Here is a 26852-nt window from a genome sequence, read left to right as displayed (position 1 = left end):
TAGCATCCTCGCGATGCTCGACTCCTACCGGCGTGTGCTGTCCCGGCCCGGCGCACTGCGCTTCAGCTCCGCCGCACTGGTCGCGCGGCTCCCCATCTCCATGGTCACGCTCGGCGTGGTCCTCCTGGTCGAGGGCGAGACCGGCTCCTACGGGCTCGCCGGCGCGGTCTCCGGGGTCGTCGTGCTCGGTCAGGCGTCCTGTGCGGTGCTGCACGGCCGGCTCGTGGACGCCCTCGGGCAGCGTCGGGTGCTCCCGGTCGCGGTGTCGCTCTTCGCCACGTCGATGGCGCTGATGGTCATGGCGGTGACCCGGGACTGGCCCTCGGCCCTCGTCTACCTCTTCGCGGCACTCACCGGAGCCTTCCAGCCCCAGGTGGGCGCGTGCGTGCGCACGCGCTGGTCGCACCTGCTGGACCGCCCGCGGGAGGTCCAGACCGCCTACGCGCTGGAGTCGGTCCTCGACGAGGTCGTCTTCGTCGTGGGGCCCGTCCTCGCGACGGTCCTCGCCACCCTGTGGCACCCGGTCGCCGGACTGGTGGTCGCAGCCACCGCGGGCCTGGTCGGCACCTACGCCTTCGCCGCCCAGCGGGCGACCGAGCCGCCGTACGGCCTGCACCGACGGGGCGGCACGCGGCTCCCGATGCCGTGGCGCACGGTGCTGCCGCTGACGCTGGTGTGCCTGTCCCTCGGCGCGCTCTTCGGCTCGGCGGAGGTCACCACGGTCGCCTTCGCCGACGAGACCGGCTCTCGGGCCGTCTCCGGCTGGCTGCTCGCCACGTGGGCCGTCGGCAGCATGCTCGCCGGCATCGTCACGGGGGCCGTCGTGTGGCGCCGCGGGCCGGCGACGAGGGTGCGCTGGGGGTCCTTCGCGATGATGCTCGCGATGGTCCCGCCCGTGCTCGTCGAGGGCTTCCCGCTCATGTTCGTCGCCCTGCTCGTCGGCGGCTGCTCGATCGCGCCGACGCTGATCGCCACCATGTCGCTGACCGAGCAGACCGTGCCACCGGGCCGGTTGACCGAGGGCATGGCGATCCTGCACACCGGCCTGATGGCCGGGGTCGCGCCCGGGGCCGCCATCGCCGGGTTCGTCGTGGACCACCACGGCGCCTCGGCCGCCTACCTCGTCGCGGTCGCCGCCGGCTTCGTCGCGGTGCTCGGTGCGCAGGCGACCCGCACGCGGGTCGTCGTACCGGCCTGACGGGGAGCATCTGGTTCCGTCCCGGCGGCGCCGCACGCGGGCAGTCCGCGGAGGGCAACAAGGGTCCTCAGGAAGCGCTGGGTGGACGAGGGGATCGCGCACGCAGCTCTGGCGTACGACGATGAGCACGCCTAGTCGAGGGCTACCCGCACGACACGGGCGGGGTGCGGCAGAGGAACGTCCGGGTACGGCACCCGGGCGATGTAAGAGCGGGAGGGCTTCACCTACGACTGGCCCAGGGCCACGGCAACTGCGTGATGGCGCGGGACGTCGCTCCGAGCGGGCGCGACTGACGCGTCATACCTCGCCACCCCGATCGGTGGTTGGGGCGCGAGCGGGGCGAGCCTCGAAACCCGTCGAAAGTCGTGTCCACAGTGTGGTCGGGAGGCCGGTTTCCGGGGGTCCGTTGTCGGTGGTCCCTGCTGGAATAGGTGCATGCCCGACACCAACGCTCCCGCTCTGCCGGACACCCCGGCCGAGCTGTTGCGTGCGGTGCGAGATCAGAAGCAGACGGCGGAGCGGGCCGACGTGGAGATGATGCGGCTCGGGGTGCACTGGGCCGACCTGCACCTGGCCGACCCCGAGCACGCGGAGGCGTGCTTCACCTCCCCGAAGACCTTCGCGGGCGAGGGGTCTCCGTCGATCGATGAGTTCTGCGTGCCGGAGTTCGCGACCATGCTCGGCCGCACCAACGACAGTGCGGGTCGGTTCCTGACCGAGTGCGTGGAGGTGGCCTACCGGCTCCCGCAGCTGTGGGGTGCCGTGCAGGCGGGGCTGGTGGCGGGGTGGCGGGCGCGGGTGATCGCGCAGACCACCCTGGACCTCACTCTCGAGGCGGCGACGTATGTGGACGGGCAGGTGTTCTGGTGCGCCAACCGGCTCACGCCCTCGGCGCTGGGGCGGGTGGTGGACGAGGCCCGGGTGCGGTTCATGCCCGAGGCCGTGGAGCAGGCGTTGGAGAAGAGTGCGGACAAGCGCAACGTCACCTTCGACACCCAGCAGGTCTCCTTCGACGGGACCATGCACCTGGAGGCCGACCTGGAGATCCCCGACGCCCTCGCCCTGCGCGAGGCGGTGGCGTCGGGGGCGGAGCACCTCGCCAGGCTCGGGTCCACCGACACCGTCGACGGCCGTCGGGCCACGGCGCTGGGTGACCTGGCGCGCCGGCAGCTGACCCTCGGCTTCGACCAGACCGAGGACACCGACGGTGGCGACCACGTGTCGGCGGTGGTCGGGGTGCGAGCCGCGAAACCGGCCGCGCCGGTGACGCAGATCGTCATCTACGCGCACCTGTCCGCCGATGCCATCACCGGCCTGGCGGGCCCGACTGGTGACGCGACCGGCGAGGCGTTGTGCGCCCGCGTCGAGCAGGCCGGCCAACGGCTGCTCTCGGCCGAGCAGATCCGCCAGTGGTGCGGTCGCTCAGACGCCCAAGTCGTCATCAAGCCCGTCATCGACCTCCGCGAACGCCTCGAGACCAAGGGCTATACCCCGACCGCGGCGATGCGTGAGCACGTGGTCGTCCGGGACGGCACGTGTGTCTTTCCGTGGTGCGGCCGCAACGCCCGCCTCGGCGACATCGACCACATCGTCCCCTACGACCACGACCACCCCGACCGCGGCGGACAAACGAGCACCGACAACCTCGCCGCCCTGTGCCGCCGCCACCATCGCCTCAAGACCAAGGGCCGCTGGCGCTACCGGATGACCGAACCGGGCGTGTTCGACTGGACCAGCCCGCTGGGCTGGACCTACCGCCGCGACCACACCGGCAGCAGATCGACCGGACGCGCCTGGCCCGAACCCGGGTCCGACGACAGCGACCAGCAGCACGGGCAACACGACGTCCCCGACCTGCACCCGCCCGACCAGTAGCCACCACGCCCCACACCCCGCCCACAGCACCACGGCGGGGCTGTTGGCACGTTCGGATGCCTCATGACCGGCCGGAGTCCAGGCTTGCGCGGCACGGGAACGACGCGGGGGCGGAGCGACTGCGCGAGACACAGCTGCGGTGATGGGGACCGGCCCCCGAACCATGCTGCGGGGTCGTGGTGGAGTCTCCGCGCTTCGCTGCATCCGCACTCCCGGCCACGTAGGTTTCGCGCATGACTCCCGGGCGCCGCTCCGCCTGCGGGCACTCCATCAGGCCGGTCTTCCGTCCGGAGCCGCGATGGATTCTCATGGGTCCCCTGCTGGGGGCGCTGTCGGGCACCCTGGTGGCCTTCGCGGTCCTGATGATCGGTCTCACCGCTGATGGACCGACGCCGTCGGTCACCGACGTCGTGGCCGGTGCGGTCCCCGTCGCGCTGTTGGCCGTTGTCTTCGGTGGTCCCGTCGGCGCGGGCGTGGGCCTCCTCGCCGGCCTGCCGCTGACCTTCCTGGTCGGCCGCCACCTTTCCGCGCCGGTGGCACGGCGCCGCGCCTTCGTCCTCGGGGTCCTGCTACCTCCCCTGGCAATGCTCACCGTGCTCTCGGTGCTGCCCGGAGGGCCGGTGGTCGTTCCTGCCGATCTGCCCAAGGGCGAGGAGTGGCTCGAGCTGGTGTGGTTCCCGGCGTCGTCGGTGCTCGGCGGCCTGCTCGCGGCACGGACGGCGACCAAGGTCCTGCCCCGGCCGGATGTCTCCTAGGGGTGCGACCGTGCGGCGAAGTGGACGGCGAAGGCTCAGAAGACCCGGGCCGGCGCCGACGGCACCACGGTCTAGCCTCACCTCCGAGCGCCCGAGCAGCCTAGAGGCCGGGTGGCCAGCACCCCGCGCCCGCCGACGAGGAGGACCGATGACGACGTGGCACAACTGGGCACGCACCGAGTCCGCGGCGCCGACGCGGATCACCACGCCGGCCGACACGGCGGCAGTGGTCCGCGAGGTCCTGGCCGCCCGACGACGCGGGGGCACGGTCAAGATGGTCGGCAGCGCACACAGCTTCACCGGCATCGCCGTCGCCCCCGACGGCATGCTCCGCCCGAGCGCGATGACCGGCGTCCTCGCCGTCGACCGCGCAGCGATGACCGTCACAGTGGCGGCCGGGACTCCCCTGCACGAGCTCAACGCCCGCCTCGAGGACCTGGGGCTCTCGCTGCACAACATGGGTGACGTCGACGCCCAGACGATCGCCGGCGCCATCTCCACCGGCACCCACGGAACCGGCGGGGTGGACGCCTCCCTCGCCGTCCAGGTGGAGGCGCTCGAGCTCGTGACCGGCTCCGGCGAGGTCCTGCACGTCAGCGCCGAGCAGCACGCCGACGTGTTCGCCGCCGCCCGCGTCGGCCTCGGTGCCCTCGGGGTCCTGACCGAGGTCACGCTGCGCGTCGAGCCGCTCTTCGCCCTCGAGGCCCACGAGCGCCCGATGAGCTGGGACGAGGCGCTGTCGTCGTACGACGACCTGGTCGAGGCCCACCACCACGTGGACATGTACTGGTTCCCGCACACCGACCGGATGATGACCAAGACCAACGACCGGCTCGCCGACCTCGACGCCGCCGAGCCGCTCCCCCGCTGGCGGCGCTGGTTCGACGACGAGCTGCTGGCCAACACCTTCTACGGCGGCCTCACGGCCACGGCCAACCACGTCCCGACCGCCATCCCCCGCCTCAACCGGCTCAGCGCGGGACTCCAGACCGAACGGCGCTACTCCGACGTCGCGCACCGCGTCTTCACCACTCCGCGCCGGGTCCGGTTCAAGGAGATGGAGTACGCCGTCCCGCGCGACGTCGGCCTCGACGTGCTGCGCGAGGTGCGCCGCCAGGTCGACGCCTCGAGCTGGCGGGTCAGCTTCCCCGTCGAGATCCGCACCGCCCCGGCCGACGACATCACCCTCTCGACCGCGTCGGGGCGCGAGTCGCTCTACCTCGCCTTCCACGTGCACGCGAGCGCTGACCACCGGGCCTACTTCGACGGCGTCGAGGCCGTGCTCCGTGCCGCCGGGGGCCGACCGCACTGGGGCAAGATGCACAGCCTGTCGGCCGCCGACCTGGCCCCGGTCTACCCCCGGTGGGACGAGTTCATCGCCCTGCGCGACCGGCTGGACCCGGACCGGGTGTTCACCAACGACCACCTCGCCCGGATCCTGGGCTGACGAGTCACACGTTGGCCGGCCCCGACGGCAGGGGGGCCCGCCAGTCGAGCACCATCGCGAGCAGGCGCAGCACGAGGCAGGCGCCGGCGGCCGTGAGGACCACGACCCCCAGCGGCAGGACGGTGGCGTCCAGGCCGACGGCCACCGCCGCCCCCAGCAGCGCCGGGGTCGCGTAGAGGTTGCCGCTGAAGACCACCGGCGGCCGGCTCGCGAGCAGGTCCCGCACCATCCCCCCGCCGATGCCGGTCACCATGCCCATCAGCGCGGCCGGGATCGGCCCGAGGCCGAACTCGACCGCCTTCAGAGCACCCGTGACGCAGAACAGCGACAGCCCGAAGGCGTCGAAGACGTCGACCTGCCGCTCGAGGCGACCGACGGTGGGGTGGAAGGCGAAGGTCAGCAGCCCGGCGAGGACCGGCACCACGAGGTAGCGCCAGTCCATGAGCGCCGCCGGCGGGGTCGCGTCGATGAGCACGTCGCGCAGGAAGCCGCCGCCGAGTCCCGTCGTACCCGCCATCACCAGGACCCCGAACAGGTCGAAGTGCCGGCGCACGGCCACCAGCGCACCGGAGATCGCGAAGACGAAGATGCCCACGAGGTCGAAGACCACCAGGATGAGGGGCGGGTCGGCGGTGGACACCGCCGCAGGCTATCGAGCGCCATCCCGGCGTGGGCGCGCCGCCCGCCTAGCGGTGCGGCGCGGCACCGCTGGCGTAGGCTCGGACGGACCGGAGAACCACCACCGCTTCAAGGAGTCCAGCACCGATGGCCCACCTCACGCTCGCGGGACTGAGCGATGACGGCAAGCGGCTGCTCTTGGTGGAGGACGACGGCGCCGAGCACACGCTCGACGTCGACGACGCTCTTCGGGCCGCCCTTCGCGGCGAGCACGCCCGCATCGGCCAGTTGGAGATCACCATGGACTCATCCCTCCGCCCCAGAGACATCCAGGCGCGCATCAGGTCCGGCGAGTCAGCCGAGGCAGTGGCGCAGGCCGCCCAGACCACGGTGGAGCGCATCATGCCGTTCGCGGCGCCCGTGCTCGCCGAGCGAGCCCACGTCGCGCAGCGTGCCCAGCTCTCGTCCGTACGCCGCCGCTCCGGCGAGACCGGGGCCCGCACCCTCGGCGAGGCCGCCGCCGCGCAGCTCCGCTCCGTCAATGTCGACCCGTCGGTCGTCGAGTGGGACGCCTGGCGCCGCGAGGACGGCCGGTGGACCCTGACCGGCGCCTTCTCGACGCCCGGTCGCAGCGGCACGGCGACCTTCGCGTTCGACGTGCGCGGCAACTTCGTGACCCTCGAGGACGACCACGCCCGGTGGCTGGTCGGCGAGCAGGTCAGCCGGCCCCCGGCCGCATCGGCTCCCTCCGCGACGGCCAGCCGGGACGACCTCCAGCAGGCCCGCCAGCGTCGGCTGTCCTCCGTGCGCCCCGACGAGCTGCCGCTCGGCGAGGACGCCATCGAGATGGTGCACGACACCGAGACCTCCCCCGCCGACGCACCGGGCGACGCCGAGACCACGATGGACCTGACCGAGGTCGCCGGCCTCGGCGGCGAGCAGCCGATCGAGGCCTACGTAGACGAGCCCGCCGAGACCGAGCCGTCCGAGGACAAGCAGCCCGGGCAGCAGTCGACCGGACCCGAGCCGGCCGCTGCTGCGGACGGTGACACGACGGAGCCGCCCGCAGCCGACGAGCGTCCGGCGAAGAAGCCCGCCCGCAAGGGTCGCGGCCGCGCGTCGGTGCCGAGCTGGGACGAGATCATGTTCGGCGGCGGCAAGTCCGACTGAACCGGACCGACTGATCGGCCGGTCCGACCCGCCGACGGGCGGGCCGGTTCCGAGTAGTCTCCGCTGGCATGTCGTACTTCGTGACCGGTGCCACCGGGTTCATCGGCCGCCACCTCGTCGAGGAGCTCCTCGACCACCGCGACGGCGACGTCTTCGTCCTGGTCCGGGAGGGGTCCCGCGGCCGGCTCGAGACCTTGCTGCGGCAGTGGGACGACAGCCGGGTCGTGCCGGTGACCGGCGACCTCACGGAGCCGACGCTGGGCGTCGACCCCACGTGGATCAGTGAGCACGCGGGCCGCATCGACCACGTGTTCCACCTCGCCGCCGTCTACGACATGACGGCCGACGACAAGACCAACGACGCGATGAACGTCGAGGGCACCCGGAACGCGTTGGCCCTGGCCGAGGCGGTCGCCGCCGGGTGCTTCCACCAGGTGTCCTCGGTCGCGGCGGCGGGCGACCACCGGGGCGTGTTCGACGAGACGATGTTCGCCGAGGGCCAGCACCTCCCCTCGCCGTACCACCGCACCAAGCACGAGTCGGAGCGTCTCGTCCGCGAGCAGTCGGCCGTCCCGTGGCGGGTCTACCGGCCGGCCGTCGTGGTCGGGCACTCCGAGACCGGGGCGATGGACAAGGTCGACGGCCCCTACTACTTCTTCCCGCTGCTCAAGATGCTGCGTGACGTGCTGCCGTCGTGGCTGCCGCTGCTGGGCGTCGACCTCGGCGACACCAACGTCGTGCCCGTCGACTACGTCGCCTCGGCGATGGACCACCTGGCGCACCTCCCCGACCGCGACGGCGAGGCGTTCCACCTGGTCAACCCCGAGCCGCAGTCCGTGGTGGAGGTCATCAACCTCTTCTGCGCGGCCGCCGGGGCGCCCCGCTTCGCCACGCCGATCGACCGGCACGTGACCTCAGCGGGACCGCTAGGCCTGGTCCCCCGGCTGCTGCGCCCGTCCTCGCTCGTCGGCACCGCCGTCCGGTCGGCCCCCGGCCGGCTGCTGCTCGACCAGACCCTGGGACGTGCCGGGGTGCCGGCCGAGGTGGTCGGCCACACGAGCTTCACCGCGGTCTTCGACTCCCGTCGTACGGAGAAGGCGCTGGCCGGCTCCGGGATCGCGGTCCCCGACCTCGAGTCCTACGCCCCCGCCCTGTGGGCCTGGTGGGAGGACCACCTCGACGACGCGACCGGACGCGACCGCGCCACCCGCGCCGCCCTCCAGGGCAAGCACGTGGTGATCACCGGCGCCTCCTCGGGAATCGGCCAGGTGACGGCCCTCAAGGTCGCCCAGGCGGGCGGCATCCCGGTCCTCGTCGCCCGCGGCAAGGACAAGCTCGAGGACACCCGCGCCCTGATCGAGCTGCGCGGCGGCCAGGCGCACGTCTACCCCTGCGACCTCTCCGACCTCGACGCGATCGACCGGCTCTGCGAGCAGGTGGCCGCCGACCTTCCGTCGGTCGACTTCATCGTCAACAACGCCGGCCGCTCGATCCGCCGCTCGCTGCGGCTGTCCCAGGACCGGTTCCACGACTTCGAGCGCACCATGCAGCTCAACTACTTCGGTGCCGTCCGCCTGGTCGTCGGACTGATGCCGGTGATGCAGCGCCAGCAGTCGGGCCACGTCGTCAACGTCAGCTCCATCGGCGTGCAGACCAACCCGCCCCGCTTCTCGGCGTACGTCGCGTCCAAGGCCGCCCTGGACGCCTGGTCCAACGTCGTGGCCAGCGAGGTCGTCGGCAACGGGATCAGCTTCACCAACATCCACATGCCGCTGGTGCGCACGCCGATGACCGCGCCGACCAAGCTCTACGACAAGTTCCCCATGATCAGCCCGGCACAGGCGGCGGACATCCTCGTCAGGGCGATGGTGGAGCGGCCGCACGAGATCAACACGGCGCTCGGCAACGTCGGTGCCGTCGCGCACACCGTGGCCCCCAAGGCGACCTTCCGGCTGCTCAACATGGCCTACAACGTCTTCCCGGACTCGGCGGCGGCCCGGGGCGAGGTCCCCGAGGGCGGCGCGCGGGAGTCCGAGCAGATCATGGTGGCGAGGATCTTCAAGGGAGTGCACTGGTAGACATCACCCGTGCAGATCACCGGCCTGGCCACCCATCCCGTCAAGAGCACGGCGATCCGGCCCCTCGCCAGCGCCGTCGTGTCGCCCCGGGGACTGGCTGACGACCGCTCCTGGGTCGTCGTCGACGCCGACGGCGTCACCGTCACCGCACGCGAGGAGCACGGCCTGTTCGCGATCACCGCGGACACCCCTCGCACCGATGCCGGCGTGGGGCGCGACCTGCGGCTGCGCGCCGACGGGCTCCCCGACCTCGACCTCGACCACCCCGTCGGCGACCTGGTGCGCGTGCGGTTGTTCTCGCGGGAGCTGCAGGGCGTCCCGGCCGGCGACGAGGCCGACACCTGGGTGCGTACGGCGCTGGGCCGCGACGACGTCCGCCTGGTGTGGTGCGACGACCCCACCCGCCGACGGCTCAACCCGGAGTTCTCCCGGCCCGGCGACCACACGGCGTACGCCGACGGCTACCCGGTGACCCTCGCGAGCGAGGCCTCGCTGCGCCGGCTCAACGACTGGATCGTCGAGGGTGCCCTCGAGCGCGGCGAGGAGCCGCCGGAGCCGATGCCCATGGAGCGGTTCCGGCCCAACCTCGTCGTCGACGGTGACGAGCCCTTCGCCGAGGACTCCTGGGCCGGTGTGCGGATCGGTGACGTCGACTTCCGGATCGCCAAGCCGACCGACCGCTGCGTGATGACCACCATCGACCTCGGCTCGCTCGCGACCGGCAAGGAGCCGATCCGCACGCTGTCGAGGCACCGGCAGTGGGACCACAAGACGTGGTTCGCCATCAGCCTCGTGCCGGAGTCGGACGGCACCGTCCGCGTCGGCGACCCGGTCACGGTCCGGACGTGACGAACGGGGGCGGCCAGGTGGCCACCCCCGTCCTGCGTCAGCGGGTCAGCGGACCTTGCCGACCTTGACCTTCACCTTCTTGGTCGTGGTCCCGGCCTTGGCCGTCACCTTGACCGAGATCTTCTTGCCCTTGAGGGCCTTGGTCACCTTGAGCTTGGCCTTGGTGGCCTTCTTGATCTTCTTGCTGCCGGCGTACCACTGGAACGTGTAGGACACCGTGGAGCCGGAGGTGGCCTTGTACTTCGTGAGCTTGAGCATCGAGCCGACCTTGAGGGAGCCCTTGACGTCCATGGACTTCGGGAACGTGATCGTCGCGGCGGGCGGAGTCACGACCGGCGCCGGAGGTGTCACGACCGGGGCCGGCGGGGTGACGGCCGGCACCGGAGCCGCGGCGATCGCGCCGGTGGTCGCGTTGGCGTACTCGTACTGCCCGTCCGGTGCGTAGACCTGCACCAGGACGGTCAGCACCTGGCCGGCGTCGGCGGCGGTGAGGGAGTACGTCGGCCCGCTGACGCCGGTGTACTCCTCGCCGCGGAACCAGTAGATCTCGGTCGTCGCCGGGGTGGGGTTCCAGGTGCCGGTGCTCACCGTGAGGGTGTTGCCGACCTGCTGCACGCCGCTGATCGCGGGCTCGGTCACCAGGGTGAAGGGGACCGGGTCGAACTCGCCGGCGACGAGCTCGGCGTCGACTCCCTCGACGTCCTTGCCGTCCTCCGCGACGACGATGTCCTGGCCCTGCGGGAGGTACTGGACGTTGTTCCACGTCTCGCCGAGGAAGTCGCCCTCCGGGGTCTCGTACTGGAACTCGACCCGGTAGGTGCCCTGCGGCAGCGCGCGCAGCAGGTAGGTGCCGTCGTCACCGGTCCTCGTCTCGTCGAGGTATGCCCACGCGCCGCCAGCGCGCTCGTAGACGTACACGCCAGCGCCCGCGAGACCCTCGCCCGCGGCGCCGGTGACGGTGCCGCTGATGGTGGACTCTGCGGCGAGCTCGGCGTCGAACGGGCCGTCCGCCGCGCCGCCGACCACGGTGATGTCCTGAGCCGTTGCCACGGTCGGCTGGTCGTCGTAGAACTCCGAGGCCCACGGGTTGGCGTTGAGCCGGTCGCCGAACTCCAGCCGGTACGTGCCGTCGGGCAGGTCGGGGAACGAGTAGTGCCCGTACTCGTCGGTCGTCGCGAAGTCGATGTTCTGCCAGTACGGCTCGCTCATCGTGCCCTCGTTCTGCATGGCGGCGACCTGGATGTCGGCCAGCGCTTCACCACCGACAGCGGTGACTGTGCCGGAGACGGGGTCCCCGGCCGCGTGGGCCAGGGGCGAGTTGCCGAGGACACCGGCGACCAGGGCGCCGGCGAGAAGCGCGCCGGCAGGCCGACGCAGTCGAGAAGTCACAGAGTGCTCCAGAGATGGGTTGCCCGGGCCGCGAGTCGGCGGGTCAGTGCCGTGACCGTAGGCGCGGCTCGATGCACGCCGTGGCGTCTCTGGCAATCCTTGTCCAGACCGGTCCGACCGGTCTGGACCACGCATGCCCGAGGGCGAAGGTTGCGGCGTTCGTCAGACGTCCGGGTCGGGGTGTGCGGCCCTCAGCCCCGCTCGATCGGGCGGACCGGGTCGGAGACCCAGCCGCTCCAGCTGCCGGCGTACAGGGAGGCCCGCAGTCCCGCGATCTCCATCGCGAGGATGTCGTGGGTCGCGGTGACCCCGGAGCCGCAGTAGACCGCGACGTCGCCGCCGCCTGCCGCCCCCATGCCGCCGTAGACCGATCGGAGCTCCACGGCGGCGCGGAAGTGGCCGTGGTTGTCCAGGTTGCGGCCCGTGTCCACGTTGACCGCGCCGGGCACGCGTCCGGCCACCGGGTCGACCGGCTCGTTCTCACCGCGGTAGCGCGCCGGCTCCCGGGCGTCGATGACCACCGGCACGTCGAGGAGGTGGTCGGCCCCGACCACGGGCATCGAGCCCGGGCTGCCGTGGAAGTCACCGCGGCGCGGCTCGGTGGTGCCGGTCTCGACCTCGCCACCGGCGGCGACCCAGGCCGCCCAGCCGCCGTCGAGCACGCGCACGTCGGGGTGCCCGTGGTGGCGCAGCAGCCACCAGGCCCGCGCCGCCGCGCGGCCCTGCCAGTCGTCGTACACGACCACCGACGACTCGAGGCCCACCCCGGCACGCTGCATCGCCTCGATGAAGCGTGCGGCGGACGGCAGCGGGTGCCGTCCCCGCTCGTCGACCGGGTCCGCCGGCGGGTCAGACAGGTCGGTGTCGAGGTCGACGTACGTCGCTCCCGGCACGTGGCCGGCGGCGTGCTCGGGGGCGCCGGGCGGGCCGCCCAGCCGGTAGCGGACGTCCAGCACCGTCAGGCCGGCCAGTCCGTCGCGGAGGGCGTCGGCCGAGATCAGCGGAGAGTGGGTCATGACACCCATCCTGCACCCCTCGGCGCCGGGTGTGCTGTGACAGGATCGCTCCTCGTGGCTGAACTGCACTTCTTCACCGGCACCATGGACTCCGGCAAGTCGACGCTGGCGCTCCAGACCAACCACAACCACGCGGCGCGCGGACGGGTGGGCCGGATCTTCACCTCGCACGACCGTGCGGGCGAGGCGGTGCTCTCGAGCCGGCTGGGCCTGACCCACGACGCCCTCGAGGTGCCGCCCGACTTCGACTTCTGGCAGTACGTCGTCAGCACGCTGACGGCGGGCGGGCGCATCGACTACCTCATCTGCGACGAGGCCCAGTTCTACTCGGCCGCCCAGATCGACCAGCTCGCCAAGGTCGTGGACGAGCTGCAGATCGACGTCTTCGCCTTCGGGATCCTCACCGACTTCAGGTCGATGCTCTTCCCGGGGTCGGCCCGGCTCGTGGAGCTGGCCGACCGGATGAACGTGCTCCAGGTCGAGGCGCTGTGCTGGTGCGGCAAGCGCGCCACCCACAACGCGCGCACCGAGAACGGCGTGATGGTCGTGGAGGGCGAGGTGGTCGTCGTCGGGGACGTGGACGCGGTCGACGAGCCGCCGGCCGAGGTCGCCTACGAGGTGCTGTGCCGCCAGCACCACCGGCGCCGCCTCACCGCGGCGCGGGCCAAGGCCGTCAGCCTGGCGCCCGAGCCGCTGCCCTTCGGCTGAGGCGGGTCAGCCGACGAGGACGGGGATCAGCATCTCCGTCGACGTCAGCGAGCCGTGCAGGCCGACCAGCGACATCTCGTAGGAGAAGTCGGTGCTCGACACCACGGCGGCGTCACCCCGGCAGGCCACCACCACGTCGCCGATGCGGGGCAGCACCCCGGCCCGGGAGTCGCCGAACCACCCGCGCTCGACCGCGTCGTCCCGGCTCAGCACGAGCGCCCGGTCCCCCAGCACCCCGCGCCAGGTGGCGACCACGGAGTCCACGGACCCGCGCGAGCAGTAGAGGTGCCGGAAGCGTGCCTCGCCGCCGAGGAGGTCGACGCCGTCCCGGAGCTCGGTGACCTCGTCGACGTCGACCCGCGCCTCGACGGGGCTGTCGACCATCCCGTGGTCGGCGACCACGAGCAGCCGCGTCGAGGCGGGCAGCGCCTCGCGCATCTGCTCGGCCTCGGCGTCGACCATGGCCAGCTGCTGCAGCCACTGCGTCGAGGCGACCCCGAACTTGTGCCCGGTCCAGTCGAGGTCGGAGTCGTAGACGTAGGTCAGCGACGGGGTCGTCCCCGCCGCCGCGACGACGCCGGCGATCCGCTCGCCGACCCGGTCGGCGCCCACGTAGCCGGCCCCGCGGTGCGCCGCGACCGTCAGCCCGGACCCCTCGAACTCGCGCTTGTTGACCACGGTGACCGCGACCCCGGCGGCGCCGAGCCGCGCGAAGGCCGTCGGGTGCGGCTGCCACTCCATCGGGTCGACCCGCTTGTCCCACCACAGGTGGTTGAGAAGCCGGTCGGTGCCCGGGACCCGCGCGGTGAACCCCACCAGCCCGTGCGTGCCCGGCGTGAGGCCGGTCCCGAGCGAGGTGAGGCTGGTCGCGGTCGTCGAGGGGACGCCGGCGGTGCCGGTCGCGCTGCCGTCGACGAGCGAGGAGAGGTACGGCGCGGCGTGGGCGTAGCGGGTCAGCAGCTCGGCCCCGAGCCCGTCGACCAGGAAGATCACCCAGGACCCGGCGTCGGGGAGGAGCAGGCCCGTCGGCGGCGGGCCGACGACGTCGGGACCGATGCCCAGGGCGCGCGCCACGGCCGGGACGACGTCGCCGAGCGACCGGTCGCCGTACGCCGGCTCGGTGAAGGCCCCTTCCGGGGCCCCGGGGGACGTCACGCGCCGTGGGTGCGCGACGAGAGCGCCTCGGCGAACTCGAGCAGGCCGTGGACGGCGGCGGTGCCCTCGGCGACGGCCGAGACCCGGAGCGAGAAGTCGTCACCGGCGATCACGCCGGTGTAGCCGTGGTCGGCGTCGCAGTCGGGGTCGGAGCAGGAGGCCGGCTCCAGGTCGACCCGACCGACCCCGCCCCAGCCGATGGTCAGCACGGCCTCGGCCGGCGGCGTGGGGCCCGAGGTCGGGTTGGCGATCATCCGGGTCACGACCACCGAGCGGACCGAGGCCAGCGAGATCGCCTCGGTCGAGGTCGAGGTGTAGGGGTCGGGCAGCAGGTCGTCGCCCGGGTGCTCGTCGGTGTGGGCCAGGATCAGCCGCGAGGGCGTCAGCACGACCACCGTGAGGTGGCGGCGCACCTCGTCGCGGTCGAACGTCGGCTCGTGGTGCACGTAGAACGACAGCACGTCCTCGCCGGCGACGGCCGCGAAGACTCCGTCGGTCACCACCTCGGGGTAGTAGCCGGTGTGGTCGATGGCGACGCGGAGCGCTCCCGCGTCTCGCCTGGTGGTGCGCATGGGCGGCATCCTGTCACGCGCCCCGCTCAGTCGGGCAGCGTGTCTCCCGGAGGTGTGGACAGCCGTCGGACGAACCAGTCCGACCGCGGGTCCAGGACCGGCTCGATCCGGGCCGACCCACCGAGCACCGACGCGCCCGTGGCGCCGGCGAGGACCAGCGGCAGGTCCAGGGCGCGGACCTCGGGCAGGTCGTTCTGGAGCTGCGCCACCCGGCGTACGAGCCGCTCGATCTCGGCGACGTCGACGATCTCCGAGCCCCGGTAGCCGAAGAGGATCGGCGACGCCTTGATCTCGCGGACCATGTCCTGGGCGTCGTGCTCGGCGAGCGGCGGGATCCGGAAGGACCGGTCCCCCAGCAGCTCGGTGAGGGGACCGCCGATCCCGAACGACAGCACCGGCCCGAAGAGCGGGTCCTCCATCGAGGAGATGCCGACCGGCACGCCGGGGGGTGCGTTCTTCTGCACCACGAAGCCCGCCCGCTCCGGGGAGTCGATGACGCGGCCCAGGGTCTGCCAGGCGTCGCGCATCTCCTCGGCGTTGTCGATGTTGCGCCACACGTGCGCGAGGTCGGGACGGTGGCGGAGGTGGTCGGCGGTGGCCTTGAGCACCACGTCGAACCCGAGCTCCTCCCCCGCGGCCAGCGCCTCCTCCATGGTGGCCACCGGCCGGGTGTCCCACAGGTCGATGCCGTAGGCCTTGAGCAGGTCACGAAGCTCGGTGAACGAGAGGTCCTTGCCCTCGGGGTGGTGCATGAGCAGCTCGTTGACGAAGCGCCGGGCAGCCGCGCGGTCGACGAGCGCCTCGTCGGAGTGGGCGCGGTCGGGGGTCCGCAGCCACACGGCGTACTCCACGACGCGCGCGAGCGCCCGGACCGCGGCCTCGACGGCGGGGTAGGACGGCACGGAGCCGCGGCCGGCGCTGGAGCCGGCGACGTCGGGCACCCGCAGCAGCTCGGGCACGCCCTCGGCGCCGAGGAAGGTCGACACGATCGGCTTGTCGGACTGCTCGCCGACCGCGGCCAGGACGTTGGCGACGTCCTCGCCGGAGATGTTGAGCGGCGGGATGTAGATCGCCGCGACGGCGTCGACCTCCGGGTCGTCGATCGCGGCGTCGAGGGCGTCCTCGAAGTCCTCGGCGCCGGCGTCGGCACCGAGCGCGACCGTCTTGTTGACCACCAGGCCGACGCTGGTGGCGGCGTCGGCGGCGAGCAGGCCGAGCGCGTCGGAGTTGCCGACCACCGCGACCCGCCGTCCGCGGGGCAGCGGCTGGTGGGCCAGCAGCTGGGCGACGTCGAACATCTCCTCCAGTGTGTCCACCTGGATGACCCCGGCCTGGCGGAACATCGCGTCCACGGCCTGCGACGGCGCGGCGATCTTGCGCACGGCATGGCCCATCGGCACGCCCTGGGTGCTGCGGCCGGACCGGACGGCGATGATCGGCTTGCGCCGGCTGACCCGCCGGGCGATACGGGAGAACTTGCGCGGGTTGCCGATCGACTCGAGGTAGAGGAGCACGACCTCGGTGGCGTCGTCCTCCTCCCAGTACTGGAGCAGGTCGTTGCCGGAGACGTCGGCGCGGTTGCCGGCGCTGACGAACGTGGACAGGCCCAGGCCCCGGTTGTTGACCTTCTCCAGGATCGCCGACCCCAGCGCGCCGGACTGGCAGAAGAAGCCGGCGCGGCCACGCGGCGGCATCAGCGTCGACAGCGACGCGTTGAGCGACACCTCGGGGTCGGTGTTGATGATGCCCAGCGCGTTGGGGCCGATCAGCCGCAGGCCGTAGGACCGCGACAGCCCGACGAGCCGGCGCTGCCGGTGGCGGCCCTCCTCGCCGGTCTCGGCGAAGCCCGAGGAGATGACGACCAGCCCGTGCACGCCCTTGGCGGCGCAGTCGAGCACCACGTCCTGCACCGCCTCGGCCGGGACCGCGACGATCGCGACGTCGACCTGGCCCGGGATGTCACCCACCGTCTTGTACGCCGGCATGCCGGCCACCGCGTCGGCACTGGGGTTGACGACGTGGACCCGCCCGGTGAAGTCGCCGAGGACCAGGTTGCGCACCAGGGCGCGACCGATGGTGTCCTGGCGGCGGCTCGCGCCGATCACCGCCACCGACCTGGGCCGGAAGAAGCTCTCGATGGAGGCCGACTCGGCGCGGTGCTCGCGCTGCTCCATGACGCCGATGGCGGTCTCGGTCGGGTCGATGCGGAACTCGAGCTCCATGACGCCCTCGTCGTAGGCGCTCTTGACCTGGTAGCCGGCGTCCTTGAACGTGTGGATCATCGCCTGGTTGTCGGGCAGCACCTCGGCGACGAAGCGCTCGATCCCCCGCTCGCGGCCCGCCTGGGCGAGGTGCTCGAGCAGGAGCTGGCCGATCCCGCGTCCCTGGTGCCGGTCCTCGACGAGGAACGCGACCTCGGCCTTGCCGGGGTCGATGGTGTCGTAGCGCCCCACCGCGATCATCTCGCCCGCCACGGTGAGGATGAAGGCCACCCGGCTGCTGTAGTCGACCTCGGTGAAGCGCTTGACGTCCCGCTCGGACAGCTGCGGCATCGGGGAGAAGAAGCGGTAGTACTTCGACTCGTCGGAGACCCGGGCGTAGAACTCGACCAGCAGCTCGGCGTCCTCGGGCCGGATCGGCCGGATGTGGGCCGTGCGGCCGTCGCGCAGCAGGACGTCGGCCTCCCAGTGCCGCGGCGGAGGGGTGGCCTGCTGGGCCTGGGTCTCGGTCACACCCGAAATCTACCGGTCCCGCCCGGGGCCCCGGCGCGCCCCGCGCGGCGCGGCGTGGACCAGCGGGGACAATGGCGCCATGGCACGGCGTACGACGAAGACACCCCCGCCCGATGACTTCGAGGAGCACATCCTCGACACCGACATCGGCGACGAGATGCAGTCCTCCTTCCTGGAGTACGCCTACTCGGTCATCTACTCCCGCGCGCTCCCCGACGCGCGCGACGGGCTCAAGCCCGTCCAGCGGCGCATCCTCTACACGATGGACGAGATGGGCGTGCGACCCGACCGCGGGCACGTCAAGAGCGCCCGCGTCGTCGGCGAGGTGATGGGCAAGCTGCACCCGCACGGCGACGGAGCGATCTACGACGCCCTGGTGCGGATGGCGCAGTCCTGGTCGATGCGGCTGCCGATGGTCGACGGGCACGGCAACTTCGGCTCGCCCGACGACTCCCCCGCCGCGATGCGCTACACCGAGTGCCGGATGGCGCCCGCGGCCGCGGCGATGACCGCCTCGATCGACGAGGACACCGTCGACTTCAAGCCCAACTACGACTCCCGCGAGACCGAGCCCGTCGTCCTGCCCTCGGCGATCCCCAACCTGATCGTCAACGGCACCACGGGCATCGCGGTCGGCATGGCGACCAACATCGCGCCCCACAACCTCGTCGAGGTCGTCCAGGCGCTGCGCCACCTCATCACCACCCCGAAGGCCTCCCTCGACGACCTGATGCGGTTCATCCCGGGCCCCGACCTGCCCACGGGCGGCAAGATCGTCGGCCTCGACGGCATCCGTGACGCCTACGAGACCGGCCGCGGCACCTTCAAGATGCGTGCCACCGCCCGCGTCGAGGCGGTCACCCCCCGCCGCAAGGGCATCGTGGTCACCGAGCTCCCCTACGGCGTCGGCACCGAGCGGGTCATCGAGCGGATCAAGGCGCTGGTGCTGTCCAAGAAGCTCCAGGGCATCTCCGACATCAAGGACCTCACCGACCGCACCAACGGCCTGCGCCTGGTCATCGAGGTCAAGAACGGCTTCGTCCCCGAGGCGCTGCTCGAGCAGCTCTACAAGCTCACGCCCATGGAGGACTCCTTCGGCATCAACACCGTCGCCCTGGTCGACGGCCAGCCCCGCACCCTGGGCCTCAAGCAGCTGCTGGAGGTCTTCCTGCAGCACCGCTTCGACGTCGTACGACGCCGCTCGGTGTTCCGCCGCAAGAAGGCCGCCGACCGGCTCCACCTCGTCGACGGCCTGCTCACCGCGATCCTCGACATCGACGAGGTCATCCAGGTGATTCGGACCTCCGACAACGCCGCGGCGGCCAAGGAGCGGTTGATCGACATCTTCGAGCTGTCCCAGGTGCAGGCGGAGTACATCCTCGACATGCCGCTGCGCCGGCTCACCAAGTTCAGCAAGATCGAGCTGGACAAGGAGAAGGCCGAGCTCGAGCGCACCATAGAGATGCTCGACGCGATCCTCGCCGACGAGAAGATGCTGCGGAAGGTCGTCTCCGACGAGCTCGCCGAGGTCGCCAAGACCTACGGCACCCCGCGACGTACGGTCCTGCTCGCCTCGGCCGGCTCCCCGGCCACCGCCGCGGCGGCGACCCCGTTGGAGGTGGCCGACGACCCGTGCTTCGCCTACCTCTCCTCCAGCGGCCTGCTGGCTCGCTCCAGCAGCGACTCGCTCCCGGGCCAGGGCGAGGGCCGCGCCAACCACGACGTGATCGTATCCGCGGTGCGCACCTCGGCCCGCGGCGAGGTCGGCGTCCTCACCTCGCGCGGTCGGCTGCTCAAGCTCGGCGTGCTCGACATGCCCGAGCTGCCCGACTCCGCCAACGACCCCAACCTCCAGGGCGGCCTCCCGCTCACCGAGGTGCTGCCCCTCGAGGCCGGTGAGCGCGCGCTGGCGCTGACCTCGCTGGCCGCGGACGGTCCCGGCCTCGCCCTCGGCACCCGCGACGGCGTCGTCAAGCGGGTCAACCCCGAGGTTCTCAACCGCGACGAGTGGGACGTCATCTCGCTCAAGGAGGGTGACGAGGTCGTCGGAGCCGTCGAGCTGGCGACCGGCGACGAGACGTTGTGCTTCATCACCACCGACGCCCAGCTGCTGCACTTCGGCGCCGACGCCGTCCGGCCGCAGGGCCGCTCCGGTGGCGGCATCGCCGGCGTGCGGCTCACCGCAGGCCAGCGGGTCGCGTTCTTCGGCGCCCTCGACCCGGAGGCCGCCGTCGTGGTCACCGCCAGCGGCGCCTCGACCGCGCTGCCCGGCACGGAGGCCGGCGCCCTCAAGGTCACCCCGTTCTCGGAGTACCCCGCCAAGGGACGGGCCACCGGCGGTGTCCGGTGCCACCGGTTCCTCAAGGGCGAGGACACCCTGCTCACCGCGTGGGCCGGTGCCGCCCCCGCACGGGCCGCGGCGGCGAGCGGCGCGCCCGTCGACCTGCCCGAGGCCACCGGCCGCCGGGACGGCTCGGGGATCCCGGCCGCCCAGCCGATCGCGGCGGTCGCGGGCCCGGTGGCGAGCGTGGTGGCCGGTCCGTCCGGAGCCACCGCGGCTGCGACCGACGGTGTGGAAGGCTGACCGCATGCGCTCCCCCACGGCCCGCCGGCGTACGCCGTCCCGACCGATCGCCATGACCCTGGCGGGCGCGCTCGTGGGCGCGCTCGTCCTGACGGGCTGCTCCGGCGCCGGTGACGAGGAGGCTGCGGCCGACGAGCCGACCCCCGAGGAGGTCCTGGCCGCGGCCGCGGCCACCCTCGCCGGCACCAGCGGTGTCGACCTCACCCTCTCCACGCAGGACCTGCCCGAGGGCATCGCCGGGATCACCGAGGCCGACGGGATCGCCACCAACGCGCCCGCCTTCGAGGGCTCCATCACCGTCATCTACGCCGGCCAGAGCGTCGACGTGCCGGTGGTGGCGGTCGACGACGTGGTCTACGCCCAGCTCCCGTTCACCACCGGCTACCAGGACGTCGACCCCGCCGACTACGGCGCGCCGGACCCGTCCGCCTTCGTGAGCGAGGACCGCGGCTTCGGCTCGCTGCTCGGCGTCACCGAGGACCTCGAGGAGGGCGAGAGCGTGCGCGGCGGCGCCGACAACTCCGAGGTCCTGACGACCTACACCGGGACCGTCCCGGGACGGGCGATGAAGAAGGTCATCCCGAGCTCGTCGGGTGACGCCTTCGACGTCGAGTACCTCGTCTCCGACGCCGGCGAGCTGCGCCAGGCGGTGCTGACCGGCGTGTTCTACCGGGACAGCACCGAGATGACCTACACCGTCGACTTCGCCGACTACGGCACGACCAAGGACATCGTCGCCCCATGAGCCCGGCGGCCGGACCGGACGCGTCCGGCGCCCGCTCGGCGCGCCTGCTGCTCGGCCTCGCGGCCGTCGCCGTGGCGTTCGCGGCCGCCGACACCTACGTGGTGGTGCTCGCGCTGCCCGACATGATGACCTCGACGGGCGTGCCCATCGACCAGCTCCAGCGGGCCGCGCCGATCATCTCGGGGTTCCTGCTCGGCTACGTCGCGATGCTGCCCCTCATCGGCCGGATGGCGGACCTGCGCGGCCGGGTGCCGGTGCTGGTCTTCTCCCTGGTCCTCTTCGCGTTCGGGTCGCTGGTGACGGCGCTGGCCTACGACATGCCCTCGATGGTCGCCGGCCGGTTCCTCCAGGGCGTCGGCGGCGGCGGCCTGGTGCCCGCCACCCTGGCCCTGGTCGCCGACCTCTACCCGCCGCACCGGCGTGGCGTGCCGCTCGGCGTCGTCTCCGCAGTGCAGGAGATCGGGTCGGTCGTCGGGCCCCTCTTCGGCGCCGTCGTGCTCGCGTTCACCGACTGGCGTGCCATCTTCGCCATCAACCTCGCCGTCGGGCTGGTGCTGGCCGCGGCCATCCGGCGCGCGGCACCGGGCCCGCACGCGCACCGGCGCCGGCCCGACCTCGTCGGGCTCGCCCTGCTGGCGCTCACGCTGGCGGCGGGCTCCCTGGTGTTCCTGCGCCCTCCGCCCCTGCTGCGCGACCTCACGTGGGGCCAGGCGTTCATCCCGTTCGCCGGTGACGGCCGGTGGCTCACCCCGGTCGGGGTGCTGGCCGTCGGCGCCGCGGTCGCGCTGGTGGCCTGGTGCACCCTGGCGCCCGCGCCCTTCTTCGACGTACGCCGCTGGGTCGCGGCCCTGCGCGAGGCCGACCTCACCGGCGCCCTCCTCCTCGCCGTCGCGCTCGGCGGGGTGATCCTGGCCTTCGCCACCGCCGACCCCAAGGTGCAGGTCTTCTCCGACCAGGGCCTGTGGTTCCTGCTCGGCTCGGCGGTCGCCACGGTGCTCTTCGTGGTCCACCTCCGCCGGGCGGCGGCACCCCTGGTGCCGCGCGGCGCGCTGCGGCGCACCCCCGCCTGGGGTGCCCTGCTCGTCAGCTTCTTCGTCGGGGCCGCCCTCATCGCGGCGCTGATCGACATCCCGCTCTTCGCGCGCACGACCGTCTACCCCGACTCCCAGCTGATGGCGGCCCTGGTGCTGGTGCGCTTCCTCGTCGCGCTGCCGGTCGGCGCGGTCCTGGGCGGCTACCTGGTCCGCAGCGTCCCGCCGGGCGTCGTGACGGCGGCGGGCATGGCGTGCGCGGCCGTGGGGTTCGTGCTGATGACGCGCTGGGACCTCACCTCCCTGTCGGAGTGGTCGGCCAACGTCGCGCTGGTCGCCTGCGGCCTCGGCTTCGGGCTCGCCCTGGCGCCGGTCAACGCCGCGCTGCTCGCGTTCACCGACGACGACGTCCACGGAGTGGCCAGCGCCTTCGTGGTGGTGGCCCGGATGGTCGGCATGCTCGTCGGGATCTCGGCCCTCACCGTGGTGGGACTGCGCCGCTACTACGCCGAGCAGGCCGACGTACCGCCCGTGCGCGAGGTCTGCGACGGGTCCAGCCGCTGCGATGAGTACACCCGGCTCCTCAAGCTGGCGGGCATCGCCCAGGAGCACGCCGTCTTCTGGGGCGCCGCCGGCTGCGCCGTCGTGGCCGGCGTCCTGGCGCTGGTGGTCTTCGCCGGCGCACGCACCGACCGGGTCAGCGCACGCGACGCGTTGTCGGCGCACTGACCCGGCGGGGGGTGACCCGCAGGGGGGTGACCCGCAGGGGGGTGGTCAGCCGGTGTGGTGGACCTCCTGGAGCCGGTAGACGGGCGTGTCGATGCCCTCGAGGCGCGCCTTGAGCTGGAGCGCGAGGTAGAGCGAGTAGTGGCGCGACTGGTGCAGGTTGCCCCCGTGCATCCACAGGTTGGGCACCTGCGTGGGCTTCCACATGTTGCGCTGCTCGCCCTCCCACGGACCCGGGTCCTTGGTGGTGTCGGAGCCCAGCCCCCACACCTTGCCGAGGCGGTCCGCGGTCTCCTGGTCGACGAGGTCGGCCACCCAGCCGTTCATCGACCCGTAGCCGGTGGCGAAGACGACCAGGTCCGCCGGCAGCTCGGTCCCGTCCTCGAGGACCACCGCGTCCTCGGTGAGGTGGTCGATCTGGCCCTTCACCAGCTTCACGTCGCCGTTGGCCACCAGGTCGGCGGCGCCGACGTCGATGTAGTAGCCCGACCCGCGCCGGAGGTACTTCATGAACAGGCCGGACCCGTCGTCGCCCCAGTCGTGGTCGAAGCCGGCTGCCTCGAGCCGCTCGTAGAAGCCCTTGTCCTTCTCCGCCATCGCCTCGTAGAGCGGGATCTGGAAGGTGTGCATGATCCGGTAGGGCAGCGAGGCGAAGATGAGGTCGGCCTTCTCGGTCGTCACCCCCGCCTCGACGGCCCGCTCGGAGTAGAGGTCGCCGAGCCCGATCTCCATGAGGCTGTCGCTCTTGACGATGTGGGTGGAGCTGCGCTGCACCATCGTCACGTCGACGTCGTTCTCCCACAGCGCCCCGCAGATGTCGAAGGCGGAGTTGTTGCTCCCGATCACGACGACCTTCTTGCCGCGGTAGGCGTCCGGGCCGGGGTGGGCCGACGAGTGGTGCAGGTCGCCCTCGAAGACGTCGCTGCCAGGCACGTCGGGGACGTTGGGCTTGCCCGACATCCCGGTCGCGAAGACGAGCTGGGTGGGGCGCAGCGTCAGCGGCTTACCCTCCCGCTCGACCTCGACCGTCCACTCCCCCGTCTCCTCCGACCACGAGGCACTGGTCGCCGTGGTGCTCGACCAGTAGGGGACCTCCATGATCTTCGTGTAGGACTCCAGCCAGTCGCCGATCTTGTCCTTGGGCGCGAAGACCGGCCAGTTGTCGGGGAACTTGAGGTAGGGCAGGTGGTCGTACCAGACCGGGTCGTGCAGGCACAGCGACTTGTAGCGGTTGCGCCACTGGTCACCGGGCCGGGGGTGCTTGTCGATGACGAGGCTCGGTACGCCGAGCTGCCGCAGCCGGGCGCCGAGGGCGATGCCGCCCTGTCCGCCGCCGATGACGAGCACGTAGGGCTGCGTGGTGCTGCCCAGGCTCTCGGCCTCCTCCTGCCGGCGCTCCAGCCACGTCCTGCGCTGCTTGTCCGCGCCGTGCTCGGCGCCCCGCGGACGGTGCTCGTTGCGCGGCTCCTCGTGGCCCTTCAGCTCGTAGAGCGTGGTGAGGAACGTGAACGCCCGGCGTTCGCCGTCCTCCTCGACCAGCCGCAGGAGCCCCCGCCCGCGACCGATCGCGGTCTCGAAGAGGAACCACGCGGTCACCACGCCGTCCACCTCGTCCGCCGGCTCCTCGAGCACGAAGCCGGAGGGGTCCGTCCCCGCCAGGGTGTGCTCCAGCAGGTCGCCGACGCCCTCGCGGCCCTCGACGGTCGTGATGTTCCAGCTGAAGGACACCAGGTCCCGCCAGTAGGACTCGGTGGCGAACAGCCGGGTCGCGGCCGGGACGTCCCGTGCGGCGAGAGCCGCCTCGAGGTCGTCCAGCCATCGGGTGGCCACCGCGCTCGGGTCGGGCGTCTCGGTGGTCTCGGGTGCATCCAGGGTCTGGGTCACGAACGTCTCCTTCCGACGTGACCCACGACACACCCGGTCGTACCATCGGCGGCAGGGTTGCACGGGGTTGCAACCGTCGGCAGATGGTCCGGGGACCGCGGGGAGGCGGGATGGGGCGCGACGAGGGACAGCACGAGCGCGCTGCCCGGCTCACCCGCGAGCGCGCGCTGTCCGGGACCGGCACCGCCGAGGCCGCCCGCCCCGAGATCAGCGCGTCCTGGCGCCGCGTCCGGGCCGGCGGCCTGGCCCCCGGCGCCGAGCCGGCCGTGCCGCCCCTCAGCGAGGGCGAGGTCGAGGCGCGCCGCGCCTCCAGCGCCCTGGCTCCCCTGCTGCCCAGCATCACCACCTCGCTGTCCCCCGTGGTCGACGACGGCCTGCTGGTGGTCGTGACCGACACCGACGGCCGCGTGCTGTGGCGGCGTGGCCGGTCCGGCGTACAGCGCCTGGCCGACCGGCTCGGCTTCGTGCGGGGCTCGGCCTGGACCGAGGCCAACGTGGGCACCAACGCCATCGGCACCTGCCTGGTGGTCGGCGAGCCGGTGCACATCCACGGCCCGGAGCACTACGTGGAGTCCCACACCCGCTGGAGCTGCGCGGCCTCGCCGGTCCTGGACCCGTGGACCGGTGCGACGCTCGGCGCCGTCGACATCAGCGGCCCGGCGTACGCCGTCCAGCGGTCGGTGCTGGCGCTCGTCGGCGTGACGGCGCAGCTGGCCGCGGCCCAGGTCCGCAGCGAGCACGCGGCGGCGCTCGAGCGCCTGCGCGCGTACGCCGCACCGGTCGTCGCCCGGGTCGGTGGCCGCACCCTCGCGGTCGACCCCAGCGGGCACATCGCCGCGGTCACCGGCCTCACCGCCCCCGACCGCCTCGTCCTGCCCGCCGACCTCTCCGCGGAGTCGACGTGGCTGCCGACCCTCGGCGCCGTGACCGTCGAGCCGCTGCCCGGCGGGTGGCTGGTCCGGCTCGGCGACGAGCGCCCGACCGCCACCGAGCTCGAGCTCGACCTGCGTGACCTGCCGGAGCTGCGGGTGCGCACCCCCAGCCACGCCTGGCAGCACCGACCCAGCCGGCGGCACGCGGAGATCCTGCTGGCCCTGGCGCGCTCCCCCGGAGGCCGTACCGCCGCCGAGCTTGCCGACGACCTCTTCGCCGACCCGAGCCGGGTGGTGACCGTGCGCGCCGAGATGTCCCGGCTGCGGCGCACGCTGGGGTCGTTGCTCGAGGCCCAGCCCTACCGCATCGTCCCGTCGGTGCGGGTCACCGTGCTCCTTCCCCAGCAGGGGCCGGCGATCGCGGGGTCCAGCGCACCGGTCGTGGCGCGGGGCTGACGCCGGACTCCGCTACCCTCAGCGGTCGTGGACGACTTCAGCGACCTGATCTCTGCCAACCGCACCTTCGCCGACGACTTCGACCTCGGCGGCTTCGACGGCGTCGCCCGTGCCGGGGTGGCCATCGTGACCTGCATGGACAGCCGGATCGACCCGCTACGCATGCTCGGCCTCACGCACGGCGACGCCAAGATCTTCCGCAACCCCGGCGGCCGTGTCACCAGCGCGGCGCTCGAGGCCCTGGTGCTCGGCGTGCACCTGCTCGGCGTCGAGCGGGTGCTGGTCGTGCCGCACACCCGGTGCGCCATGACCACGGCCACCGAGGCGGAGCTGCGGGTGCGCATCGGCGAGTCCGCCGGGGTCGACGCCTCGTGGCAACGGTTCCACGTGATCGCCGACCAGGTGGCCGCCCTCGAGGAGGACGTGCAGAAGGTGCGCTCCCACCCGCTGATCCCCGACACCGTCAAGGTCGGCGGGTTCGTCTACGACGTCGACACCGGGCTGCTCGAGCAGAAGTACTGACGCAGCCCGGCGGCGGTCGCCGGCGAGCGCATCGACGTCCGCGGAGACACGCGGACACAACCGCGGTCGCCGAGGCGGAGCCACGCTCGGTCGTGACCGGACGGAGCACTTGTGTCCGCGCGTCCACGAGCCGCCGGCGCCGTACGACGATCAGGCGCCCGCGTCGCCGCAGCGCGCCCGTCACGTCGGACGTCGCCCGGGACGTACGACTACCCGGCTGTCCGAACGACCGCAGCGCCGGACGTCCCGGCTGACGTCCGACGACCCGGCCGCCGAGGTGTCGGACGTGCACCGGACCTCGGCGCCCGGCGTGCCACCGGGACCGCAGCGTGTGTGCAGTTCCGCGCAGTTGCGTGGAAATGCAGCAGATCCGCGGGTGAACCTCCCCGGGTCTGGTGCACACCTCCGATGTGAATGGAGGATGGAACATGCCCAACCTGAGGAAGCCGCAGGCTTCGAAGTACAGCCCC

At 72.6% G+C, this 26852-nt stretch carries 20 protein-coding genes; 13 read left to right on the top strand and 7 right to left on the bottom strand.

The genetic code is table 11. The features are described from left to right. Nucleotides 1-13: 13 nt before the first annotated feature. The 4 genes from DAI17_RS15735 to DAI17_RS15720 all read left to right on the top strand — a co-directional run bounded on the left by DAI17_RS15735 (nt 14) and on the right by DAI17_RS15720 (nt 5275). Nucleotides 14-1198 (top strand): MFS transporter, encoded by a 1185-nt coding sequence (locus DAI17_RS15735; protein WP_107774171.1) that lies wholly within the window; start codon nt 14-16, stop codon nt 1196-1198. 435 nt (nt 1199-1633) lie between these two features. Next, nucleotides 1634-3073, top strand: a complete 1440-nt coding sequence (locus tag DAI17_RS21590; protein WP_107774170.1) for an HNH endonuclease — start codon at nt 1634-1636, stop codon at nt 3071-3073. A gap of 308 nt (nt 3074-3381) precedes the next feature. Next, nucleotides 3382-3828 (top strand): hypothetical protein, encoded by a 447-nt coding sequence (locus tag DAI17_RS15725; RefSeq protein ID WP_107774169.1) that lies wholly within the window; start codon nt 3382-3384, stop codon nt 3826-3828. Between the two features lie 148 nt (nt 3829-3976). Next, nucleotides 3977-5275: a D-arabinono-1,4-lactone oxidase gene (locus DAI17_RS15720; RefSeq protein WP_107774168.1), complete on the top strand. Its 1299-nt coding sequence runs from the start codon at nt 3977-3979 to the stop codon at nt 5273-5275. 4 nt (nt 5276-5279) lie between these two features. On the opposite strand, the gene DAI17_RS15715 is transcribed toward DAI17_RS15720, so the two are convergent. Next, a complete protein-coding gene (locus DAI17_RS15715; RefSeq protein WP_234412530.1) occupies nt 5280-5915 on the bottom strand; it encodes a trimeric intracellular cation channel family protein in 636 nt (211 codons plus the stop codon). Between the two features lie 125 nt (nt 5916-6040). On the opposite strand from DAI17_RS15715, the gene sepH reads away from it, so the two are divergent. The 3 genes from sepH (at nt 6041) to DAI17_RS15700 (ending at nt 9990) form a co-directional block, all read left to right on the top strand. Further along, nucleotides 6041-7063, top strand: coding sequence for a septation protein SepH (gene sepH / locus DAI17_RS15710; RefSeq protein ID WP_107774167.1), 1023 nt, complete (start codon nt 6041-6043; stop codon nt 7061-7063). A 68-nt stretch (nt 7064-7131) separates the two neighbouring features. After that, nucleotides 7132-9141, top strand: coding sequence for an SDR family oxidoreductase (locus tag DAI17_RS15705; RefSeq protein ID WP_107774166.1), 2010 nt, complete (start codon nt 7132-7134; stop codon nt 9139-9141). A 9-nt stretch (nt 9142-9150) separates the two neighbouring features. Further along, entirely contained in the window at nt 9151-9990 is an 840-nt protein-coding gene (locus tag DAI17_RS15700; protein ID WP_107774165.1) for an MOSC domain-containing protein, read from the top strand. Nucleotides 9991-10035: 45 nt separating this feature from the next. Here the strand turns inward: DAI17_RS15700 and DAI17_RS15695 are convergent, their stop codons facing one another. Both DAI17_RS15695 and DAI17_RS15690 read right to left on the bottom strand, forming a co-directional pair. After that, nucleotides 10036-11379, bottom strand: a complete 1344-nt coding sequence (locus tag DAI17_RS15695) for a carboxypeptidase-like regulatory domain-containing protein (RefSeq protein WP_159081593.1) — start codon at nt 11377-11379, stop codon at nt 10036-10038. A 191-nt stretch (nt 11380-11570) separates the two neighbouring features. Then, nucleotides 11571-12395, bottom strand: coding sequence for a sulfurtransferase (locus tag DAI17_RS15690; RefSeq protein ID WP_107774163.1), 825 nt, complete (start codon nt 12393-12395; stop codon nt 11571-11573). A 54-nt stretch (nt 12396-12449) separates the two neighbouring features. Here DAI17_RS15690 and DAI17_RS15685 point away from each other — a divergent pair, with 54 nt between their 5' ends. Then, entirely contained in the window at nt 12450-13103 is a 654-nt protein-coding gene (locus DAI17_RS15685) for a thymidine kinase (RefSeq protein WP_107774162.1), read from the top strand. A 6-nt stretch (nt 13104-13109) separates the two neighbouring features. On the opposite strand, the gene DAI17_RS15680 is transcribed toward DAI17_RS15685, so the two are convergent. Genes DAI17_RS15680 through DAI17_RS15670 form a run of 3 tightly spaced genes read right to left on the bottom strand, consistent with a single transcriptional unit; the run spans nt 13110 to nt 17562 of the window. Then, nucleotides 13110-14258 (bottom strand): alkaline phosphatase family protein, encoded by a 1149-nt coding sequence (locus DAI17_RS15680; protein WP_107774161.1) that lies wholly within the window; start codon nt 14256-14258, stop codon nt 13110-13112. Next, nucleotides 14255-14830, bottom strand: coding sequence for a DUF5998 family protein (locus tag DAI17_RS15675; protein ID WP_107774160.1), 576 nt, complete (start codon nt 14828-14830; stop codon nt 14255-14257). Before DAI17_RS15675 ends, DAI17_RS15680 begins: the two co-directional genes overlap by 4 nt. 26 nt (nt 14831-14856) lie before the next feature. Then, nucleotides 14857-17562, bottom strand: a complete 2706-nt coding sequence (locus DAI17_RS15670; RefSeq protein ID WP_107774159.1) for a bifunctional acetate--CoA ligase family protein/GNAT family N-acetyltransferase — start codon at nt 17560-17562, stop codon at nt 14857-14859. 79 nt (nt 17563-17641) lie between these two features. On the opposite strand from DAI17_RS15670, the gene DAI17_RS15665 reads away from it, so the two are divergent. Genes DAI17_RS15665 through DAI17_RS15655 form a run of 3 tightly spaced genes read left to right on the top strand, consistent with a single transcriptional unit; the run spans nt 17642 to nt 22651 of the window. After that, on the top strand, nt 17642-20146 hold the full coding sequence (locus DAI17_RS15665; RefSeq protein WP_107774158.1) for a DNA gyrase/topoisomerase IV subunit A: 2505 nt from the start codon (nt 17642-17644) through the stop codon (nt 20144-20146). A gap of 4 nt (nt 20147-20150) precedes the next feature. After that, complete coding sequence (locus DAI17_RS15660) at nt 20151-20891, top strand: LppX_LprAFG lipoprotein (RefSeq protein ID WP_107774157.1); 741 nt, start codon at nt 20151-20153, stop codon at nt 20889-20891. Further along, nucleotides 20888-22651, top strand: coding sequence for an MFS transporter (locus tag DAI17_RS15655; protein ID WP_107774156.1), 1764 nt, complete (start codon nt 20888-20890; stop codon nt 22649-22651). Before DAI17_RS15660 ends, DAI17_RS15655 begins: the two co-directional genes overlap by 4 nt. A 45-nt stretch (nt 22652-22696) precedes the next feature. Here DAI17_RS15655 and DAI17_RS15650 read toward each other — a convergent pair whose 3' ends face one another. Beyond that, on the bottom strand, nt 22697-24532 hold the full coding sequence (locus DAI17_RS15650; protein ID WP_107774155.1) for an NAD(P)/FAD-dependent oxidoreductase: 1836 nt from the start codon (nt 24530-24532) through the stop codon (nt 22697-22699). A 110-nt stretch (nt 24533-24642) separates the two neighbouring features. Between DAI17_RS15650 and DAI17_RS15645 the strand changes: the two genes are divergently transcribed. After that, nucleotides 24643-25860, top strand: coding sequence for a sigma-54-dependent transcriptional regulator family protein (locus tag DAI17_RS15645; RefSeq protein WP_107774154.1), 1218 nt, complete (start codon nt 24643-24645; stop codon nt 25858-25860). Nucleotides 25861-25887: 27 nt separating this feature from the next. Continuing rightward, nucleotides 25888-26382, top strand: a complete 495-nt coding sequence (locus DAI17_RS15640) for a beta-class carbonic anhydrase (RefSeq protein ID WP_107774153.1) — start codon at nt 25888-25890, stop codon at nt 26380-26382. Nucleotides 26383-26852 lie beyond the last annotated feature (470 nt).

This window comes from Nocardioides sediminis, from assembly GCF_003047295.1.
GTDB classification, from domain to species: Bacteria; Actinomycetota; Actinomycetes; order Propionibacteriales; family Nocardioidaceae; genus Nocardioides; species Nocardioides sediminis.
Note: the sequence above shows the minus strand (reverse complement) of the source record. Positions and strands in the feature narration are given on the sequence as shown.

What these genes read in the sequence shown, in the direction of transcription:
- DAI17_RS15735 (WP_107774171.1), top strand. Translation starts at nt 14, where the DNA reads ATGCTCGACTCCTACCGGCGTGTGCTGTCCCGGCCCGGCGCACTGCGC.
- DAI17_RS15720 (WP_107774168.1), top strand. Translation starts at nt 3,977, where the DNA reads ATGACGACGTGGCACAACTGGGCACGCACCGAGTCCGCGGCGCCGACG.
- DAI17_RS15655 (WP_107774156.1), top strand. Translation starts at nt 20,888, where the DNA reads ATGAGCCCGGCGGCCGGACCGGACGCGTCCGGCGCCCGCTCGGCGCGC.
- DAI17_RS15675 (WP_107774160.1), bottom strand. Translation starts at nt 14,830, where the DNA reads ATGCGCACCACCAGGCGAGACGCGGGAGCGCTCCGCGTCGCCATCGAC.
- sepH (WP_107774167.1), top strand. Translation starts at nt 6,041, where the DNA reads ATGGCCCACCTCACGCTCGCGGGACTGAGCGATGACGGCAAGCGGCTG.
- DAI17_RS15690 (WP_107774163.1), bottom strand. Translation starts at nt 12,395, where the DNA reads ATGACCCACTCTCCGCTGATCTCGGCCGACGCCCTCCGCGACGGACTG.
- DAI17_RS15665 (WP_107774158.1), top strand. Translation starts at nt 17,642, where the DNA reads ATGGCACGGCGTACGACGAAGACACCCCCGCCCGATGACTTCGAGGAG.
- DAI17_RS15660 (WP_107774157.1), top strand. Translation starts at nt 20,151, where the DNA reads ATGCGCTCCCCCACGGCCCGCCGGCGTACGCCGTCCCGACCGATCGCC.
- DAI17_RS15705 (WP_107774166.1), top strand. Translation starts at nt 7,132, where the DNA reads ATGTCGTACTTCGTGACCGGTGCCACCGGGTTCATCGGCCGCCACCTC.
- DAI17_RS15645 (WP_107774154.1), top strand. Translation starts at nt 24,643, where the DNA reads ATGGGGCGCGACGAGGGACAGCACGAGCGCGCTGCCCGGCTCACCCGC.
- DAI17_RS21590 (WP_107774170.1), top strand. Translation starts at nt 1,634, where the DNA reads ATGCCCGACACCAACGCTCCCGCTCTGCCGGACACCCCGGCCGAGCTG.
- DAI17_RS15725 (WP_107774169.1), top strand. Translation starts at nt 3,382, where the DNA reads ATGGGTCCCCTGCTGGGGGCGCTGTCGGGCACCCTGGTGGCCTTCGCG.